The organism is Streptomyces sp. A2-16, from assembly GCF_018128905.1.
In the GTDB taxonomy this organism is placed as follows: Bacteria; Actinomycetota; Actinomycetes; order Streptomycetales; family Streptomycetaceae; genus Streptomyces.
Genome location: NZ_CP063808.1, coordinates 5,702,715 through 5,721,908, shown reverse-complemented (window position 1 = coordinate 5,721,908; position 19,194 = coordinate 5,702,715). Strand labels below are relative to the sequence as shown.

The 19,194-nt window shown below is 72.2% G+C and carries 17 protein-coding genes; 7 read left to right on the top strand and 10 right to left on the bottom strand.

Features of this window, described 5'->3' with window-relative positions:
* Positions 1-13: 13 nt before the first annotated feature.
* Positions 14-382: a hypothetical protein gene (locus IOD14_RS25625; RefSeq protein ID WP_123987166.1), complete on the top strand. Its 369-nt coding sequence runs from the start codon at positions 14-16 to the stop codon at positions 380-382.
* A gap of 5 nt (positions 383-387) precedes the next feature.
* Here IOD14_RS25625 and IOD14_RS25620 read toward each other — a convergent pair whose 3' ends face one another.
* Entirely contained in the window at positions 388-1,155 is a 768-nt protein-coding gene (locus tag IOD14_RS25620; RefSeq protein WP_212671636.1) for an SDR family oxidoreductase, read from the bottom strand.
* A gap of 128 nt (positions 1,156-1,283) precedes the next feature.
* Between IOD14_RS25620 and IOD14_RS25615 the strand changes: the two genes are divergently transcribed.
* The 3 genes from IOD14_RS25615 to IOD14_RS25605 all read left to right on the top strand — a co-directional run bounded on the left by IOD14_RS25615 (position 1,284) and on the right by IOD14_RS25605 (position 4,832).
* A complete protein-coding gene (locus IOD14_RS25615; protein ID WP_212671635.1) occupies positions 1,284-2,144 on the top strand; it encodes a helix-turn-helix transcriptional regulator in 861 nt (286 codons plus the stop codon).
* 108 nt (positions 2,145-2,252) lie between these two features.
* Positions 2,253-4,268, top strand: a complete 2,016-nt coding sequence (locus IOD14_RS25610) for an NADPH-dependent 2,4-dienoyl-CoA reductase (protein WP_212671634.1) — start codon at positions 2,253-2,255, stop codon at positions 4,266-4,268.
* Between the two features lie 21 nt (positions 4,269-4,289).
* Positions 4,290-4,832 (top strand): PadR family transcriptional regulator, encoded by a 543-nt coding sequence (locus IOD14_RS25605; protein ID WP_212671633.1) that lies wholly within the window; start codon positions 4,290-4,292, stop codon positions 4,830-4,832.
* A 55-nt stretch (positions 4,833-4,887) separates the two neighbouring features.
* On the opposite strand, the gene IOD14_RS25600 is transcribed toward IOD14_RS25605, so the two are convergent.
* On the bottom strand, positions 4,888-5,439 hold the full coding sequence (locus tag IOD14_RS25600; protein WP_123987161.1) for a hypothetical protein: 552 nt from the start codon (positions 5,437-5,439) through the stop codon (positions 4,888-4,890).
* Between the two features lie 168 nt (positions 5,440-5,607).
* On the bottom strand, positions 5,608-6,588 hold the full coding sequence (locus tag IOD14_RS25595; RefSeq protein WP_212671632.1) for a fibronectin type III domain-containing protein: 981 nt from the start codon (positions 6,586-6,588) through the stop codon (positions 5,608-5,610).
* 348 nt (positions 6,589-6,936) lie between these two features.
* Between IOD14_RS25595 and IOD14_RS25590 the strand changes: the two genes are divergently transcribed.
* Positions 6,937-7,635 (top strand): glycoside hydrolase family 75 protein, encoded by a 699-nt coding sequence (locus IOD14_RS25590; RefSeq protein WP_212671631.1) that lies wholly within the window; start codon positions 6,937-6,939, stop codon positions 7,633-7,635.
* Positions 7,636-7,852: 217 nt separating this feature from the next.
* Here the strand turns inward: IOD14_RS25590 and IOD14_RS25585 are convergent, their stop codons facing one another.
* Genes IOD14_RS25585 through dhaK form a run of 3 tightly spaced genes read right to left on the bottom strand, consistent with a single transcriptional unit; the run spans position 7,853 to position 9,885 of the window.
* A complete protein-coding gene (locus IOD14_RS25585) occupies positions 7,853-8,263 on the bottom strand; it encodes a PTS fructose transporter subunit IIA (RefSeq protein WP_123987158.1) in 411 nt (136 codons plus the stop codon).
* The gene (dhaL, locus tag IOD14_RS25580; protein ID WP_123987157.1) at positions 8,256-8,855 is read right to left on the bottom strand and encodes a dihydroxyacetone kinase subunit DhaL; all 600 of its coding nucleotides are present in this window, start codon (positions 8,853-8,855) and stop codon (positions 8,256-8,258) included. The genes IOD14_RS25585 and dhaL overlap by 8 nt, the downstream gene beginning before the upstream one ends.
* A gap of 37 nt (positions 8,856-8,892) precedes the next feature.
* The gene (dhaK, locus tag IOD14_RS25575; protein WP_123987156.1) at positions 8,893-9,885 is read right to left on the bottom strand and encodes a dihydroxyacetone kinase subunit DhaK; all 993 of its coding nucleotides are present in this window, start codon (positions 9,883-9,885) and stop codon (positions 8,893-8,895) included.
* Between the two features lie 260 nt (positions 9,886-10,145).
* Here dhaK and IOD14_RS25570 point away from each other — a divergent pair, with 260 nt between their 5' ends.
* The gene (locus IOD14_RS25570) at positions 10,146-11,426 is read left to right on the top strand and encodes a hypothetical protein (protein WP_212671630.1); all 1,281 of its coding nucleotides are present in this window, start codon (positions 10,146-10,148) and stop codon (positions 11,424-11,426) included.
* Positions 11,427-11,441: 15 nt separating this feature from the next.
* Positions 11,442-12,437 carry a hypothetical protein gene (locus IOD14_RS25565; protein ID WP_123987154.1) on the top strand — a complete coding sequence of 332 codons (996 nt, stop codon included), beginning with the start codon at positions 11,442-11,444 and terminating at the stop codon, positions 12,435-12,437.
* Here IOD14_RS25565 and IOD14_RS25560 read toward each other — a convergent pair.
* The 4 genes from IOD14_RS25560 to IOD14_RS25545 form a co-directional block, all read right to left on the bottom strand.
* Complete coding sequence (locus IOD14_RS25560) at positions 12,427-13,602, bottom strand: amidohydrolase (protein WP_123987153.1); 1,176 nt, start codon at positions 13,600-13,602, stop codon at positions 12,427-12,429. The two genes, IOD14_RS25565 and IOD14_RS25560, sit on opposite strands and share 11 nt — an antisense overlap.
* A gap of 112 nt (positions 13,603-13,714) precedes the next feature.
* On the bottom strand, positions 13,715-14,986 hold the full coding sequence (efeB, locus tag IOD14_RS25555) for an iron uptake transporter deferrochelatase/peroxidase subunit (protein WP_212673394.1): 1,272 nt from the start codon (positions 14,984-14,986) through the stop codon (positions 13,715-13,717).
* Between the two features lie 38 nt (positions 14,987-15,024).
* On the bottom strand, positions 15,025-17,193 hold the full coding sequence (efeU, locus tag IOD14_RS25550) for an iron uptake transporter permease EfeU (protein WP_212671629.1): 2,169 nt from the start codon (positions 17,191-17,193) through the stop codon (positions 15,025-15,027).
* A gap of 389 nt (positions 17,194-17,582) precedes the next feature.
* Entirely contained in the window at positions 17,583-18,983 is a 1,401-nt protein-coding gene (locus IOD14_RS25545; protein ID WP_212671628.1) for a Tat pathway signal sequence domain protein, read from the bottom strand.
* Positions 18,984-19,194 lie beyond the last annotated feature (211 nt).

Below are 19,194 nucleotides of genomic sequence, written 5' to 3'. Positions count from 1 at the left end.
AGGAGCGACCACGATGGATCGTGAGCGTACGCACGAGGAGTCCGTCTCGCTGGAGATCAGCGGATGCAGCGCGGAGGACGCGCGGATCGTCTTCGACACGCTGAACGCGTGCTTCGAGTCCGACCGGGGCGAGGAGGACGTGCCGCAGCAGCTCCATGAGACGCGGCCGATGGTCTGGATGGGGACCTTCGAAGTCACCGAGACGCGTTCCTGCCCGCCGCCCGCGCAGTTGGCGTCCTCCGTCGAGGCCGATGCGCAGGGCGGCTACTGGGCCATCGAACAGCTTCGGACCACCCTGGACTCGATGTTCACGGTGCGGGACATGGCCTCCGCGTCGGGGGACCAGGAGCGCGAACTGCACGTGCGGCTGGAGAGCCGGTGACCTGATCAGCCCTGGCGCACCGGTACCACCACCATCTCCGCGACGTTGACGTTCGGCGGGGCCGCCGTCGCGAAGGCGACGGCCTCCGCGATGTCCTCCGCGGTCAGGGCGCGCACATCGGTGCGCATGCGGGACAGGGACGCCCGGGACTCGTCGTCCCGCATGCCCGTGCCCAGCTCGGTGGTGGTGATCCCCGGCTCGATGTTCTTCACCCGGACTCCGCGGGGGCCGAGCTCGGCGCGCAGGTTGCGGGTGAGATGGGCGACGGCCGCCTTGGTGGCGCAGTAGACGGACCAGTCGGGGAAGAGCAGATGGCCGCCGACCGAGCCGACGTTCACGAGGTCCGCCCGGCCGCCCCGGGCCGCCGCCGAGAGAAGGTCGTCGGTGAACGCGCGGGCGGTGCGCAGCAGACCGCGCAGGTTGAGGTCGATCATGTAGTCCCACTCGTCGGTGTCGGCACGCTCGAAGGGGGCGCCCAGCATGACGCCGGCGTTGGCCACGACCAGGTCGACGGTGCCGAGCGTCCCGGTCACGCGGCCGGCCGCCCGGGCGACCGCCTCGGCGTCGGTCAGGTCAACGGCGACCGGCAGGACCGTTCCGGTGCCGGAGGAGCGCAGGTCGTCCGCCAGCGTCCTGAGACGGTCCTCGCGACGGCCCAGCAGTGCCACGCTCGCTCCGCCCGCGGCGAGTCGCCGTGCCGTGGCCGCGCCGATCCCGCTGGTGGCGCCGGTGACGACCGCGACGCGGTGGGTGAGGTTCCAGGTGTCTGTCATGCCGTCCACAGTGGGCCCGGCGAACGGCCGCGACCAGGCCGTACCACCCCGGGGAGAACGGATCGTAGGAGTACCGCGGCCACCTTGCGCACTCCCGGGGGCCGCCGGCCGCGCCTAGGGTCGAGGGCATGGACACCGACAACAGGCTCGGCCTTTTCCTGCGCGCCCGCCGTGCCCTGGTCCGGCCCGAGGACGCGGGGCTGCCGGCCGGGAGCCGGCGCCGGGTGGCGGGTCTGCGCCGGGAGGAGGTCGCGGTGCTGGCCGGGGTCAGCACCGACTACTACGTCCGCCTGGAACAGGGGCGCGAGCGCAGCCCCTCGGCGCAGGTCGTCGACGCGCTGGCACGCGTGCTGGGCCTGGAGGACGACGCGGCCGACCATCTGCACCGACTGGCACGGCCCGTGGGCGACCGGTCCCGTCCGCGACCGGAGGTGGTCGGTCCCGCACTGCTGCGGATGATGGAGGGCTGGCACCGCACGCCGGCCGTGGTCTTCGACCGCTGCCTCACCGTCCTGGCCCACAACGTCCTGGGCGGCGCCCTGTTCGCGGGCCACGCCCACAGCGGTGATCTGCCGCGGCTGGTCTTCCTCGACCCGGACGCCCGGGAGTTCTACCCGGACTGGGAGTCGGTGGCCCAGAACACCGTGGCCGCGCTGCGGGCCTCCGCCGGAACCGGCTCCGACGATCCGCGCCTGATCGCCACGGTCGGCGAACTGTCCCTGCGCAGCGAGGAGTTCCGAAGGCTCTGGGCCCGCCACGACATCCGTCGCAAGACCGCGGAGAGCAAACGCTTCCGGCATCCGCTGGTCGGCGAACTGAGCCTGGACTACGAGTCGTTGACCGTCAACAGCGCCCCGGGCCAGCAGCTGGTCGTCTACCAGGCCGAGCCCGGCAGTCCGTCCGAGCAGGCGCTCGCGCTGCTGGGGAGCCTGGCCGCGGCGGAGGCCGGGGTGTCCGACGAGGTCAGCGGCGAGGGCACGTACACCTGAGGCCGCCCGCGTGGCCCGGATCACCCCTCCCCGGTTGTGCAACTAGTTGCATAAAGGAGGTGCGGTCCTCTACAACAGACAGGCACGAGACCGCGCCGGAGGAGCCCCATGAGCCGTTACCCGCACCTGCTGAGCCCGCTCGACCTGGGCTTCACCACCCTGCCCAACCGCGTGCTGATGGGCTCCATGCACGTCGGTCTGGAGGAGGCCGACCGCGGCTTCGAGCGCATGGCCGCCTTCTACGCGGAGCGTGCGCGCGGGGGAGTGGGCCTGATCGTCACCGGCGGCATCGCGCCCAACGACGAGGGGCGGCCCTACGAGGGCGGTGCCAAGCTCACCACGGACGCGGAGGCCGAGCGGCACCGGACCGTCACCGAGGCCGTGCACCGCGAGGGCGGCCGGATCGCGATGCAGATCCTGCACTTCGGCCGGTACGCCTACCACCAGGACCTCGTCGCCCCCAGTCCCGTCCAGGCACCGATCAGCCCGTTCCCGCCCCGCGAGCTCACCGACGCCGAGGTCGAGCGGACCGTCGAGGACTACGCCCGCGCCGCCCGCCTCGCCCGGCAGGCCGGGTACGACGGCGTGGAGATCATGGGCTCCGAGGGCTACCTCATCAACGAGTTCATCGCCGCGCAGACCAACCACCGCACCGACCGCTGGGGCGGCTCGTACGAGAACCGCATGCGCTTCCCCGTGGAGATCGTGCGCCGGGTGCGCGAGGCCGTCGGCGAGGACTTCATCGTCGTCTACCGGCTGTCCATGCTGGACCTCGTCCCGGGCGGCTCCACGCTCGACGAGGTGATCACCCTCGCCAAGGCCGTCGAGGCCGCCGGGGCCACGATCATCAACACGGGCATCGGCTGGCACGAGGCCCGCATCCCCACCATCGCGACCTCGGTGCCGCGCGGCGCCTACACCTGGGTGACCAAGCGGCTCATGGGCGAGGTGTCCATCCCGCTCGTGACCACCAACCGCATCAACACCCCCGACGTGGCCGAGGAGTTGCTCGCCGACGGGTACGCGGACATGGTGTCGATGGCCCGCCCGATGCTCGCCGACCCGGAGTTCGTGAACAAGGCGGCCGAGGGACGCCCCGAGGCCATCAACACCTGCATCGGCTGCAACCAGGCCTGCCTCGACCACACCTTCAGCGGGAAGATCACCTCCTGCCTCGTCAACCCGCGCGCCTGCCACGAGACCGAACTGGTGCTGTCCCCGACCCGGCTGCGCAAACGCGTGGCGGTCGTCGGAGCCGGCCCCGCGGGTCTCGCCTGCGCGGTCTCCGCCGCCGAACGCGGCCATGACGTCACGCTCTTCGACACCGCGAGCGAGATCGGCGGCCAGCTCAACGTGGCCCGCCGGGTCCCCGGCAAGCAGGAGTTCGACGAGACGATCCGCTACTTCCGCCACCAGCTCGACGCCCACGGCGTGGACGTACGACTGAACACCCCCGTGGAAGCAGGGGACTTGTCCGCCTACGACGAGGTCGTCGTCGCCACCGGCGTCACCCCGCGCACCCCCGACATCCCCGGCATCGACCACCCGAGCGTGGTCGGCTACCTCGACGTCCTGCGCGACAACGCCCCCGTCGGCGACCGGGTCGCGATCCTCGGCGCGGGCGGCATCGGTTTCGACGTCGCCGAGTTCCTCACCGACGGCGGCGACAAGGCGCACGAGGACCCCGAGACCTACTTCCGCCAGTGGGGCGTCGACACGGACTACACGGCACCCGGCGGACTCACGGCCCCCGAGCGCCCCGCCCCGACCCGCCAGGTGCACCTCCTGCAGCGCAAGACCAGCAAGGTCGGCGCCGGGCTCGGCAAGACCACCGGCTGGATCCACCGCACCGAGCTCAAGCACCGGGGTGTCGGCATGGTCCCGGGGGTGCGCTACGACCGCATCGACGACGCCGGACTGCACATCACCGTCGGTGAGCAGAGCACGGTCCTGGAGGTCGACACCGTCGTGCTGTGCACCGGGCAGGAACCGCGCCGGGACCTGTACGAGGAGCTCGTCGCCGCGGGCCGCAGCGCCCACCTGATCGGCGGTGCCGACGTGGCCGCCGAGCTGGACGCCAAGCGGGCGATCAAGCAGGGCACCGAGGTCGCGGCCGCCCTGTGACGGCGTCCCTAGGATGACTCCATGTCACTCCCGCACGCGATCCTCACCGCACTGCTCGAAAGGCCGTCGGCGGGGCTGGACCTGACCCGCCGGTTCGACAGGTCGATCGGCTACTTCTGGTCGGCCTCGCACCAGCAGATCTATCGCGAGCTGGGAAAACTGGAGGCCGAGGGCCACATCAGGGCGATTCCCGCGGCCCAGCCGAGCCGCGGGCAGAAGAAGAGCTACGAGGTCCTGCCCGCGGGCCGCGCCGAACTCGAACGCTGGACGGCCGCCGCGCAGGACCCCAAGCCGCACCGGGACACCCTCCTGCTGCGGCTGCGCGCGGCGGCCGTCGTCGGCACGGAGGGCCTCGAGGCGGACCTGCGCCGCCATCTCGAACTGCACCGGCGGCAGTTGGCCGAGTACGAGGAGATCGAGAAGAGGGACTTCCCGCCCGGGAACGACAGCGCGCAGGCCAGGCTTCAGCACCTGGTCCTGCGCGCGGGCATCGAGCTGGAGACCTTCTGGACGGGGTGGCTCTCCGAGGCGCTGCGGGAGTTCGCCGAACTCCCGGACAGCTGAGGGCCTTTCGGACCGAAGGCCCTCAGGACCGAAGGCCCTCAGGACCGAAGGCCTTTCAGAGACGGTAGGGCCGCGAGCGGCGGCGCAGGAACCACGCCGCGGCCGCCGCGCCGACCGCCACCAGGCCGCCGCCCGCGGCCAGCGTCAGGGTGCCGTAGTCCTCGGTGGCGCCGCCCAGACCGCCCAGGACCCCGCGGGACGGGGAGGCCGTGGCCGTCGCCGAGATCGTGGGAGTGGCCGACCCCGAGACGATGATCGACTGGGTGCCCGCCGTGCTGTTGTCGTAGGCGCACATCACGATGACGGTGTACGTCCCGGGGCTCACGTTCGACCAGGCCGCGGACTGGAGCGAGGTGGTCCCGGACAGGGCCGCCTGCCGGCCCTGGCTGAAGTTCGCCTGGCTGCTGGTGAGGAGCGAGGCGGTGCCCCAGCCGCCGCTGGGCGCGGTGCGGGAGCAGGCCGTGGTCGTGACGGAGACCGTGGATCCGGAGGTGCTCACGGAGATGCCCGGAGCCGCGGCGGCCGGCCCGGCGGTCAGGGCGAGCGGCAGCGCGGCGACGGCCGCGACGGTCAGGCCGGAGCGGAGAAGTAGCTGTTCAGTGCGCATGGACTGCCCTCCGGCGGCACGGTTGGCGGTACATCCGTGGCGCCGCCGAGGTGGGGGAAGACCGTGCTGCCTCAGGGGTAGCCAAAGCGCTCCCGGCCCGGCCCGCATGCGGAGTGCGGCCGGACAGGTGACGGATCGCCTCGCCCGGAGCCCGGAGGTGAGCGGCCGTCATGGGGCCGCGGGGGCACCGGTCGTCACCGAGCGCTGCGCCGAAAGCCCGCCCCAGGTGCCGTCGGGCAGCCGCGCCCGCAGCCGCACCCGGTGCCTCTCCCCGGCCTCGCGCCCCAGGTAGAAGCTGTACGTCGCCCGCCCGCGCGGAGGCGTCCCGCCGAACACGAGCGAGGTGGCCGCCCTGCCGTCGAGGTGGACCTGGTACTCAGTGACGACACCGTCCGTCCGGGGCGCAGTCCAGGCCAGGTCGAGGTAGTACGCGCCGTCGGCCCCGCGGCGGGCAGTGGCGCGGAAGTCCGCCGGTGCCGTGTCCCTGCCGTCGTCGCTGCCCGGCGTGGTCAGCCGGACGGTGTCCCCGGCCGGCGAGAGGTTGTCGGCCGCGTCCCGGGCCCGGACGGTGAAGGAGTAGCGGGTGCCCGGACGCAGCCCGGTGACCACGGCCGCCGTCTGCTCGCCGCCCACGCTGTGGATCTTCGCGCTGCCCTGGTAGATGTCGTACGACACCACGTCCCGGTCGTCCGCCGAGGCGGCCCAGCTCAACTGGACGGCGCGGCTGCCCGCCGTCCGGCCCCGCAGCCGCTCCGGGCGGGTCGGGGCCGAGCGGTCCGCCGCTGTGGCCGCCGGAGTCGTCGCCCGCACCTCCCGGCTGGGCGGACCCAGACGGCCCTCGGGGTCGCGGGCCCGCACGGTGAAGACATACGGGGTGGAAGGCTCAAGCCTGGTGACATCCACCATGTGCTGTGCACCCGGCACTTCCTCGACCTTGGTGGTGCCGCGATATACCTCGTAGCGCTCGACCCCCGAGCCGGCGGCGTTCCACATCACATGCACGCTGGTCGCACTGCCCGCGGCGGCGGTGACGCCGACGGGTGCGGCGGGCAGTCGGCCGCTCTCGCCGTCGTCCGGTCCGCCCCAGCCGCAGGAGCCGACGAACACGAGCGCCGCGCAGAGGTACAGGGGTACGGGAACGCCTCGCACGTTGTCGCCTCCCGGGAGGACAGCACGGCAATGGTCCGGACCAATATGGCGCCGGTCATGCACCCGTATCAAGAGGGCGGACCGTGTGGGCCGGGCTCGGCAGGGTTACGTATGCTGAAGACCTTCACGGCCGAACTCTCCCTGCGGTGAACGGAGTTCGCGCTGGTGGCGCGGGCCGCTGTCGTCGCTGTCCCCGCGCCGTACGGGTGGCCGGGAGGCCGGGGTCCGTCGAGGGCCCCGGCCCCCGGCCCCTGCCCCGTCCGGCCCCGCTGCGGTGGCCGCTCCGCTGAAACGGCATCAGATTGGGCTGAGTGCCCGTCAGTGCCGCCGAGGAGAGGGTCCCTTATCGTGCGTGTCCAGTCGCTCACGCTGGCCGCGGCAAGTGCCGCTCTGCTCGCCCCGACGGCACCCCCCGCGACGGAGCTCGCCACCGTCCCGACGGAGTCGGTGGTGCGGCGTGAGGGTGACGTCGAGGCCGCGGACCTCCTGGCCAAGGTGCGCAAGTGCGCCCCCGTCTCGCGCGGTCGCTACCGCAGTGACGACGGCACGGCCGCGACCGTCCCGGTCTGCGGCACCCGGGACGCCGTCTTCTGGAAGGCCGACCTGGACATCGACTGCGACGGCCGGCCAGGCCGCCGCTGCAACCGCCGCACCGACCCGCTGTTCTCCGACGCCACCGCCTACCAGCAGTCAGACGGCCGCTATCTGAGCGCCGAACGCCTGCCGTACATCGTGGTGCCGGCTCCGAGCCGGATCTGGGACCACCGGGAGCACGGGGTGCGGGGCGGGTCCGTGGCCGCCGTCGTGTACCGGGACCGGGTGCAGTACGCCGTCGTCGGGGACGTGGGCCCGGGTCACATCATCGGCGAGGCGTCCTACGCCACCGCGAAGGCACTCGGGATCCGTCCCGATCCGCGCGGCGGCGGCACGCCCTCCGGTGTCACCTACATCGTCTTCCGGAACACCCAGGTGAAGCCGATCGAGGACCACGCCGCCGCCGTCGCGACGGGGGAACGACTGGCGAAACTGTTCGTGCAGGGGAAGTGATCCCGCCGGAGCCCGCCAGAGCCCGCCGGAGCCCGCAGGACCGCCGACCAGCAGTCGTCGACCCGCAGGTCCCCGCCGTCGATGGTGCCCGGCGCGCCTTCGCCAGGCCGAGACCATGCCGTCCTCGGAGGCCGTGCGGGCGGTGCCGGGGGCCGAGCTCATGAAGACCCTGCGCTCGGCCCCCGCCCCCGCGGCGGAAGGGGTCACACAGGGACCGTCACACCTTCCGGTAGTCGTACGCCTCCGCGGCCGCCGCCTCCACGGCCGCGAGGTCCGCTCCCGTCGCCGCCGTGACGACCGCGGCCACCGCACCCTCGACGAAGGGGGCGTCCACCAGCCGTGTGCCGGCGGGGAGTTCGTCGCCCTCCGCCAGCAGCGCCTTGACGGTGAGCACCGCACTGCCGAGGTCGGTCAGCACGGCCACCCCGGCACCCCGGTCCACGGCGGCGGCCGCACCGGCGATCAGCTCCGCACTCGTACCGAGCCCGCCGCCCTCGGTGCCCCCGGCCGCGGCGACGGGCACCTGGACGCCACCGCCCGCGAGCCCCTTCGCCAGCTCCGCCACGGACGCGGCGACCTCCGCGCTGTGCGACACCAGCACGATCCCGACCAGCCCGTCGTCACTCACCAGCGGCCTCCGCGAGCGCGGCGATCAGCAGGGCGGACGAGGTCGCGCCCGGGTCCTGGTGCCCGATGCTGCGCTCCCCGAGATAACTCGCCCTGCCCTTGCGGGCCTGCAACGGCGTGGTGGCCAGGGCCCCTTGCTCGGCGGCCGTCCGTGCCGCGGCGAAGCCGGCACCGAGGGCGTCGACGGCCGGCACCAGCGTGTCGATCATGGTCTTGTCGCCCGGGGCGGCCCCGCCCAGCGTCATCACTGCCTCCACCCCGGCCCGCAGCGCCTCGGCGAGCTCCTCCTCACTGACCTCGCCGGCATCCCCGAGAGCCTTTCCGGTCCGCCGCAGCAGGGTGCCGTACAGGGGTCCCGAAGCACCGCCCACCGTCGAGATGAGCCTGCGTCCGGCGAGGGTGAGAACCGCGCCCGGGGTGTCCGGGACCTCCTTCTCCAGGCTCGCGGCCACCGCGGTGAACCCGCGCTGGAGGTTGCTGCCGTGGTCGGCGTCCCCGATGGGGGAGTCGAGGGCGGTGAGCCGTTCCGCCTCGCGGTCCACGGAAGCGGCGGTCGCCGTCATCCAACGGCGGAAGAAGTCGGCGTCGAGCACTGGATCTCCTTGCGTGGTCGGTACGTTGATCGTCTGCTCACACTCCCCAGCGCAGCCCCGGCGTCCTCACCGGCGCGTCCCACAGGCGCAGCAGCTCCTCGTCCACCTGGCACAGGGTGACCGAGGCGCCGGCCATGTCGAGCGAGGTGACGTAGTTGCCGACCAGGGTGCGGGCGACGGCGACCCCGCGGTCGGCGAGCACCCGCTGCACCTCGGCGTTGAAGCCGTACAGCTCCAGGAGCGGGGTGGCGCCCATGCCGTTGACCAGGACGAGCACCGGGTTGACCGGGCTCATGTCGTCCAGGATCGCGTGCACCGAGAAGTCGGCGATCTCCCGCGAGGTCATCATCGCCCGCCGCTCCCGGCCGGGCTCGCCGTGGATGCCGACCCCCAGCTCCAGCTCGCCGGCCGGCAGGTCGAAGGTGGGGCTGCCCTTGGCGGGCGTGGTGCACGCACTGAGCGCGACGCCGAAGCTGCGGGAGTTCTCGTTGACCTGCCGGGCCAGCGCCTCCACCCGCTCCAGCGGCTGGCCCTCCTCCGCCGCGGCCCCGGCGATCTTCTCCACGAACAGGGTGGCACCGGTGCCCCGCCGGCCGGCCGTGTAGAGGCTGTCGGTCACCGCCACGTCATCGTTGACCAGGACCTTGGCGACCTGGATGCCCTCGTCCTCGGCGAGTTCGGCCGCCATGTCGAAGTTGAGCACGTCACCGGTGTAGTTCTTCACGATGAACAGCACACCGGCCCCGCTGTCCACGGCGGCCGCCGCCCGCACCATCTGGTCGGGCACCGGAGAGGTGAACACCTCGCCCGGGCAGGCCGCGGAGAGCATCCCGGGTCCGACGAAGCCGCCGTGCAGCGGCTCGTGCCCGGAGCCGCCGCCGGAGATCAGGGCGACCTTCCCGGCCACGGGGGCGTCCCGCCGTACGATCACCCGGTTCTCGACGTCCACGGTCAACTCCGGATGGGCGGCCGCCATGCCGCGCAGGGCGTCCGCGACCACGGATTCCGGGACGTTGATCAACATCTTCATGGGTACCTCCGGGTGGGAACGACGGACGGGCTCGGCACCGCCCTGTCGGAAGTATCGACCTTGTGGGAGTGAAGGTCACGTGCTGACGCGAGGCCACCGTGGGTGCCGCAACTGTGTCCCCCGCTCCCGGCGTCCAAGGCCGTAGACCCCTCGTCGCACACGGCTCCGCGCTCTGTTCCCGTCCATATGAGAGCCGCCGATTTAGCGGGTACCGTGTCCCTCACATTGGCGCGAAAAGGCTGATAAGGCCGAAGGGAAGGGTGGTGATAGTGGACTCTCCAGTTGCGGCGTCGTACGACGACCTGCAATCGTTGCCGGCGCTTTTCGAGGCGGTTTCGAACGGAACCGTCCCTGAGCGTGGCAGTTCCTGGCAGGCGTTGCGTGCTCTGTTCCAGGCCACCGAAGTGGGCTTGGTGAACCTGGGGGAACTGGCGGCCGCAGCTGTGAACAGGCTCCGGGCCGGGGACGAGCCGGGAGCGACCCGTTGCCTGGAGTGGATGGTCGGATTCGGCCGCGTGTGGAACGAGCTGGCCTGGCTCGTGCAGGACTTCTCCCCACTCGGTCAGGAGGACGGCCCGCACGTCCTCGCCGTGGTGAGTTCTCCGTCGTGGCGGCACCTGGTGAATGTGGAGCGGGAACTCGCCCAGGAGCTCAAACCGCTCGCGGAATCCCCGTCGGCGGTGCAGTGGAAACGCCATGTGCTGCGCTATGCGATGCTCCAGCGCGCGTCCCTCGAGTACTCCTGCGTGGACGGGGCGCCGAGCGGGTATGAGGACTTCGTGCGGCCGGAAGCAGTTCGAGAAGCTGTGCGAGAGCGGCAGCTGCCCGGGGAAACGGTATTCATGCAGTTCCGGGCTGCCCATCAGATGCCGGAACTGCTGATTCAGGTGGTCAACGACCACCTCGAGCGCGCTGTCGACGCTTTGGGCCATGCGCAGGAACAGGAGGCCGTGCCCCTGCTCCGGCGGGCGGACCGCCTTCTGGACGCCGTCGTACGCATGACGGATCTCCTCGTGGATCAGATGACGACCGAGGAATACCACGGGATCCGAGTGGCCCTCGGTCTGACCAGTGGCAGCCATTCCGTCGGACTGCATTTCGAACTCATGCGGGATCTGTATCCGGCACTGGCCCGAAAGTCCCAGGACGGGTCCCGGGAAATCCAGCACCTGACCCGGACGATCGGGCTGCACATCGACCGGTGGCGGCTGGGACACATCAACCTGCCGCGCACCAACCTCGGCGGAGCGGAAACCGGCACGAGAAGTCTCACGGGATCTCCCGACGCGCTGCAGACCGTGGCCCGTATGCGGGAGGCGGGCAGATCCCGCGACCCCTACGCGCAGACGGAACGGCCGTTCCGGGCCACGGACTGGACGTCCGAGGCCCCGCCGCTCGCGGAGATCGAGAGGCGGCTGCTCGGGGATGTCGCACGCCACACCCAGGAGCGCTTCCGGGACGTGCAGGACCGCACCGGGCGGTACTCCGGATCGCCGGGCTTCTCCGCTCCACCCAAGAGGTGCCCGAATCGGCCGAATTGAGGGGGAAACCAGGCCGTGCCCGATTCTGATCTCCGACGATTCCTCAGGCGTCATTTCACCGCCATCGACCTGCTGAAGATCATCCTGTCGCTCGCCTCCGGATACGGAATCGCGCTGCTGGTGGAGGACACCCGGGTGGGAGTCGGTGTCCTCGCCCTCAGTCTGCTGGCCGCTTCGGGGGCCTTCGCCATCGACCGGCTCAGGCTCGCCACGGAGGACGAGGTCTCCGGTGCGCTCAGGGAGACCAAGGAGCAGGTGCACGCCGACCTGAGCACCCTGAACCGCGAGGTCTCGACTCATCTGGCCCGTCTGCGCAACGAGTTGGACCGGCACATCGACCTGGTCCACGCGGGCGTGCGGTTCGTCCCCGACAGCCAGGGCGACGAGGAGGACGGCACGGGGTACGACGTCGCCACGGCCGCCGTGCGCAAGGCCCGTCGGCGCATCTACGTCGTCAGCGACTACAGCCCGCCCGAGGGGGAGGGGGCGACCCTCCTGGACCCGCCCGACAACAGGTCGGAGTATCTCGACGCGATAGAGGACTGCCTCGAACGGCGGCTGTCCGTCAACGGCAGGCCCGACGGCCCCCTCTCGTACCACCGGCTGATCCAGCGGCCCCCCGAGATATACGCCGAGATGGTCCAACGCTCCGTGAACGGCGTGGAGTTACGCCGGGAGGACATGGAAGGGGACCTGCAGGCGTTCGAGCATCTGTCCAGGGTCATGGAACTGGCCAGGCACGCCGGAGCCAACCGCCGGATCGACATCCAGATGCGGGTGATCCCGTTTCTGCCCAACTGCCCGTCGATCCTGCTGGTCGACGACGAGGAACTGCAGTTCACCATACCGACCCGTATCGACCAGCCCGGGGACCGCTTCGCCCTGCTCGGGCTGCACGGGGTGATGGTGATGGAGGACCGCGCTTCCGGAACCCAGTTGTGCGACCACTTCAGCAGCCTGTTCGGCCGTCTGAAGACCAAGTCGCTCCCCATCGTGAAGGTCAGGGTGTGAGGTTCGGACCCGTCGTGCCGGCCGCCGCCAGATAGCCGAGCGCCTGGGCCAGTGCCACCTGGCCCACGGCGTCGTCGGGAGGCAGGAAGAAGGGGTTGTGCAGGCCCGCCGGGACGAAGCCGGGGCCGCCGTCCAGACCGACGAAGAGCATGACCGACGGCCAGCGGGTGCCGTAGCGGGCGAAGTCGTCCCCACCGCAGGAACGCCACGGCTCGGCGAGACGGACGCCGGCCCGCTGTGCCACGGTGCGGGTGGCCAGGGTCAGCCGGGGGTCGTTGACCAGCGCGGGTTCGTCCCGGGTCTGTCGCACGCTGCCGGCGCAGCCGTGGGCCTCGGCGACCTGGGAGACGACGGTGTGCAGGAGCTTGCGCAACCTCTCGTGGTCGTCGGCGTCCATCGTGCGCAGGGTGCCGAGGGCCCGCGCACTGGACGGGATGACGTTCTCGCCGGAGCCGGCGGAGAGGCAGCAGATGCTGAGGACCGCCGGATTCAGGGGGTCCACCCTGCGGCCCGTCATGGTGTGCAGCGCCACCACCACCTGGGCGAGGGCCAGCACCGGGTCCAGGGTCGTGTGCGGGTAGGCGCCATGACCGCCCCGGCCCTCGACGAGGATCTCGAAGCCGTAGGTGGCCGCGTTGACCGTGCCGGGATCCGCTCCCAGCCGGCCCCAGGGGATCTCCGGGTGCACATGGGCCGCCACGGCCGCCCGGACGGTCCCGGTCGCCTCGTCGGCCTCGAGGATCTCCTCGGCCCCCGACGGGGTGCGCTCCTCACTCGCCTGGAACACGGCGAGCAACGGAGCGGGCAGCCGGTCCTGGAGCCGGTGCGCCGCGCGGACCAGCGCGACCAGCGCGGCGCAGTGCACGTCGTGCCCGCAGGCGTGCATGCGCCCGTTCACGGCGGCGTGGGGGACCCCGGTCTCCTCGCGCAGCTCGATGCCGTCGAGTTCGGCGCGGACGAGGACCGCGGGTCCCGGACCGCCCACCCGGGCCACCAGGTTCGTCGTGCCGTTCACGAACACCGGCCGCAGGGGCAGCGCGGCGGCGACGAGACGCGCGGTGTCGACCTCCTGGCCGCCGAGTTCCGGCGTCGCGTGCAGCCGTCGGCGAAGAGAGACGGCGAAGGGGAGTTCTTCCCGCGCGGCCGCCACGAGGTCCCGAAGCACGTATGCCTCCGTTCCCAGCCTCACCCGAGCATGGCAACAGGGAGCGAGGCTGTACAGACGCGGGTGCCCGCCCGTGAAAGCCCGGCAGGTTGAAGGGAGTTCGGCACGGCCGTCACGTCGTGAGCAGTCCCCGGCCCAGCCAGTCGGTGGCGTCGCGGACGCCGGGCAGGGCGAAGAAGTAGCCGCCGCCGGTCGGGGAGATGTAGTCGACGAGCGGCTCGTCGATCAGACGGGTCTGGGTGGCCTCGAACTGGCGCCGCACGTCCTGCTGGTAGCAGCAGAAGACCAGGCCCATGTCCAGGTTCCCGACGTCGTCGATGCCGCGGTCGTAGTTGTAACCCCGGCGCAGGATGCGGGAGTCGTCGGTCCGGGCGGTGCGCGGATTGGCGAGGCGGATGTGCGCGTCGAGGGGGATGGCGGTGCCGTGCGGGTCCTTGGCGTACTGCGGGACGTCGGTCTCCTTGGCGCCGTCGAGCGGGGCGCCGGTGTCCTTGCGGCGGCCGAACATCAGCTCCTGCTCGGTCAGCGAGACCCGGTCCCAGAACTCGACGAGCATGCGGATGACACGGATGACCTGGTAGCTGCCGCCGTGCGCCCAGGCCGGCTCGTCCTGGCCGTCGCCCACCCAGACGAGCCGGTTCATCTCGCGGGCCGAGGTCACCTCCGGGTTGGCGATGCCGTCCTTGAAACCGAGGAGGTTGCGCTGGGCGCCGCTGGGGCGGGGGACGTTCTGGAAGCCGTCGACGCGCCACTTGATCTGCATCGCGCCCCGGGTGTGCTTGGCGATGTCGCGCAGTGCGTGCAGCACCGTGTCCTGACGGGCGGCACACAGCTGAAGGGACAGGTCGCCGTGGCACGCGGCCGGATCCAGGTTGTCGTTCGGGAAGGTCCGCATCGGGGTCAGCCGGCGCGGCTTCGCCTTGGCGAGTCCGTAGCGGTCGTCGAAGAGCGAGGCCCCGACGCCCACGGTGACGGTGAGCGCGTCGGCGGGGACGTCCGGGCCGAGGATGCCGTTGTCGGAGGGCGGGGCGCCCACGCCGAGGTCGGTGGGGACGCCGCCGGTGGTCAGGAAACGGGCCCGCGCGGTCAACGTCCGCAGCAGCTCGCCCAGTTGGGCGCGGTCGTCGGCGATGACGTCGAAGGAGACGAAGGTGGCCGCGGCGGGTGCCGGGGTGAGGATGCCCGCCTGGTGGGCGCCGTGGAAGGGCACCTTCGCGGTGTCGACCGCGTCCGCGGCCCGTGCTTCGGCCGTGCCGCCGCTCGCGCTCAGGGCGAAGGCGCCGCCGGCCAGCGCCGCCCCCGCGGCCGAGGCGCCGAGGGCCGTTCTCACGAAGGAGCGGCGGCCGGCTCCCGCGGGGCAGCCTGATGCTTCGGTCGACGGCATGGGGTGGTTCCCTTCGGGGTGTTCGTGGTCGTCGGTCTTCACGCGGACTTCCTGATCTCCAGCAGGTCCGGCACCGGCGAGAGGTCCTCCAGGAGCTGTCCGGTGGCTCCGTTCAGCCGTGCTCGCGCGGCCGTGTCGAGCCGGTTGACCGGGGTCCAGCTCCCGCCGTGGTGCGCGGTGTCGAGCAGCTTCCGGAGCCGGGCGATGTCCGTGTCGACGGTGGGCAGCAGACGCGGGGTGCGGCGGGTCAGCAACGGCCGCAGGACGGTGAGGAGTTCGCGGGTGCCGCTGAGATTGGCGTCGGCGGTGGCGAGTTCGGTGCCACTGCCCTGGTCGGCGTCGCCGGTCAGTTCGAACTGGAGGGTGTTCTCCAGGATCTCGTGGGCGCGCAGGGGCAGGTCACCGGGGTCGAAGTCCTGGGTGGGGAACGCCTTGCGCAGTCCGGCCGCGTCGGCGGCGAGCCGCTGTGCGGGCGCGGTCAGTTCGCTCGCGGACTCGCCGTGCCACAGGCCGTACTCGATCCGGTGGAAGCCGGTGAAGTCCTTGTCGTGCACACCGCCGGGGAGCCCGTCGGGCCTGCCGTCGATCCTGGTGTCGTAGTCCTGGAAGGTGCCGTAGGCGGCGCCGAGCGAGGCGTAGGTGCGGTGCGCGGCGAGCCAGTCGGTGCGGGCCGCGCCGAGCCGCCCGGCCCTGACGTCGGCGGCGAGCCGTCCGGTCCGGTCGACGAGGGTGGCCAGACCCTCCTCGACGTAGGTCTTGTACGCCTTGAGCGGCGCGGCGAGATCGGCGGCGGAGACGGGCAGGACCGCCGCCGTGGTCCCCTGGCCGCCGGTGACCCGGACCGCGCGGGAGGTGACCGCCTTGCCGCTGCTGGGCACACAGCGCCAGGCGTACGTGCCGCCCGCGACGGTGGCCACGAGGTCACGGGTGGTGCCGGGGGCGAGGCCCTCGACCTCGCCGTAGACCGCGCCGGTGTCCGGGGCGATGAGGTACACCTCGGAGGTCTTGTCGCCGGTGTTGCGCATCCGGAAGGTCCGTCGCCCGGGCTTGGGCGCGGTGAAGCCCTTGCCGCAGTCCGTCTCGGACACGGCGACGGTCTGGGCGCCGGCCGGCCGGGAACCGCCGAGGGCGACGGCCGCTCCCGCCAGCACGGCCGGCAGGGCGACGACCGCGACGGGAACCACCCAGGCGGGCCGGCCACGAGCGGGCACGGGACGGGCGGGCTCCGTGTGCCGGTCCGGCGCGGCCGGTTCCGTCTCCCGCGCCGTCGGGGCGGGTTCCGCGTCCGGGGTTTCTGCGGCAGGCGGCGTCTCTCCAGCCGTCCGAACCGGTCGCGCCTCCCGGGGCTTGGCGGGTGATTCCGTCGGCGGGAGCTCAGGGGCACTGGCCTTGGGACCGGTCGGCGTGCTGCGCAGGAACAGTGTCATCACGACCGCGAGGTAGCCGACGTACCCGGCCACCTGGAGCCAGGTCATGGTCGGCGTCAGGTTGAGCACGCCCTGCACGAGGGTGCTGTACCAGGCCCCCGCGTCGACACTGCCGCCGAGATCGACCGCGTACGACGTGCCGCCGGGCAGTACCCCGCCCTCCTGGAGGTCGCGCAGACCGTATCCGAGCACGCCCGCCGCGATCACGACGAGGACGGCTCCGGTGGCGGTGAAGAACCTGGTCAGGTTGATGTGCAGGACGCGGCGGTACAGCCCCCAGCACAGGCCCGCCGCGAGAACCAGGCCGATACCGGCACCGGTGAGGGGGCCCGCGGACTCGCCGGCCGCGCGGGCCGTGGTCCACAGGAACAGCGCGGTCTCCAGACCCTCGCGGCCCACCGCCAGGAACGAGGTGACGATCAGCATGCCCGCGCCCATGCCCAGCGCCCCGGTGACCTTCTCCCGGATCTCACCGGAGAAGGTGCGCGCCGAGCGGCGCATCCAGAACACCATCGCCGTGACGAACCCGACCGCCACCACGCTCAGCGCACCGCCGAACGCCTCCTGGGCGGTTCCGGACAGGGACGCGGCGGTGAAGGTCAGCACGGCGCCGAAACTCAGGGCCAGGGAGATCGCGGCCAGAACCCCCGTCCACACCTGCGGCAGCCGGGCCCGGGCCCCGGACCGCACCAGCGTGGCGATGAGAACGGAGACGATGAGCCCGGCCTCCAGGCCCTCCCGCAGTCCGATGAGGAAGCTTGGAAACACGTCGTCCCACATGGGTGCTGCGCCCCTTACCGACAGTCGTGCTCGGCCCGCCACGGTCGCTGGTTAGCGAAGGCACGCCTTACTTACGCCGACCATCATGAGTGCAGACAGGCAGCCATCCGGTCATGGATCAGCAGTTATCCAGTCATGTCCGTGCAATGGCGCAGCAAAGATCGTCGGCCGGCGGGGGAGGGGGCCGCCGCGTTCCGGTTCGGCGGCCCGGGACACGAGGATGCGCAGCCGTTCGTGGGCGGGCGAGGGCGGTCCGCCGACCGGCTCCGGCAGCACTGAGAGTCGGTGACCGGTGCGGCCGCCGGGGCGTTCCGGGCCACTCCCGCTCGATCAGGGGCGTGGCCCGGCCCCCGGCGCACCCGGCCGCTATCGGTGGCAGGATGCCCGGTTCACGCCCGCAGCGGATTGGCGCGGGCGGCGGCCAGGAGGTACCAGGCGGTGGCGCCCGTGTGCCGGTACGGGTAGTAGCCGAAGCCGAAACCGGTGTCGAGCGGGCTGCTCGCCGAGACGACGCCGGAGCCGGCCGGCAGGGCCGTTCCGCCGACGGTCTGGGCGCCGCCGAGAAGGTCCTGGGCGCGCTCGATCGAGCCGAGCAGACGGCGGGCACGCCTCTCGTCGCCGGCGTGTCCGCGGTCGCGCAGCGCGAGCGCGAGGTGGGCGGTGCCCTCGAACCAGATGCCGTTGCGGTCCGGCCTCGGCTGGCCGTCGGCGATGGGGGCGCCCTCGTTCGCCAGCAGGCTCGCGGAGCTGAAGGTGACGCCCTCGTAGAACTGACCCGCCGGGACCGTGCTGTTGGGGCGGTCGGCCGTGTCCCGGACGGCCAGCTCGGCCGCGGCCCAGTCGAGGGAGCGGGAGTGGACCTTCGAGGCGAGGGCGAGGTGGGTCCAGGTCTGGGTGTCCTCCGGGATCGGCGACTTGTTGACCGTCACGCCGTCGTTGGTGCCCGTGTAGAAGAAGCCTCCCGACGGCTCCCACATCTTCTCGACGAAGGCCCGGGCCCGCGCGCGGCGCTCCCGCCAGACCCCGTCGCCGGTCAGCCGGGCGAGCCGCCCGAACAGGCCGACCAGGTCGGTGTTGTGCTCGGTCGAGGTGAACGGGAGTCTCTCGTTCGCCCCGTTGACGCCGAACTTGTAGCCGCCGAGCGGCTCGTCGGTCCGCCCGACCCGCTCGATCCACTCGCCGATGCGCACCGCGCCGGTGAGGAAGCGCCGTTCACCGGTCCGCCGGGCGAGCGCGCAGAGCGCGATGCCGGCCCACGCCATGTCGCCCACGGCGGTCCCGGTGAAGCCGAACTGCGTACCGACGTTGGCGGTTCCGTCCGCCCTGACGAACCCGTCCGGCTGCGGGGAGCCGTCGTAGAAGGTGTACGGCCCGACGTTGTACGCCTGCCGCAGCCGGCCGTCGTCGTAGGCGGGGTCGTGGGTCTGGGCGTACAGCAGCGCGTTCCCGAGGGCCGCGGCCCGTGAACCGCCAGTGGGACACGCGAGATGGGCCAGGACCGCCAGGGCGTTGTCGTAGGTGAACGCCGTGCTGAACAGCCCCGCCTGGTCCGTGTAGCTCTGGGTGAGCCGGATCGTGCCGTGGTCCGGGTAGGCGTCCATGGCGGCGGCGAGGAAGGCCTGCGCCCGCCGGGTGGCCTGGCCTCCGGCCGTCGCCCCGGGGGCCGGGGCCCCCGACGTGCCCCCGGCGGCCTGGGCCGTGCCGGTGCCGGTCGCGGCGAGGGCCGCGACTCCGAGGCCGGTACCGATGAGCGTACGGCGGCTGAGGGGCGGGCGGGGGCTGCCGGTCATGGGTCTCCTCGGGAGGTGCGGGCCCGGATTCTTGAGAGCGCTCTCAAAGGGTGGGCTCATTCTGCTGTCGCACCGGAGGCGGGTCAACGTCCTGGGCCCGAACAGTAGTTGGCCCTGTCGGGGAGAGGTGGTCCCGGGGCGCAGGGCGCCGGGCGTCCTGCCGGGCCGGAGATCAGGGGCACCCTCATCTGACCTCCGACATCCCCCTGCG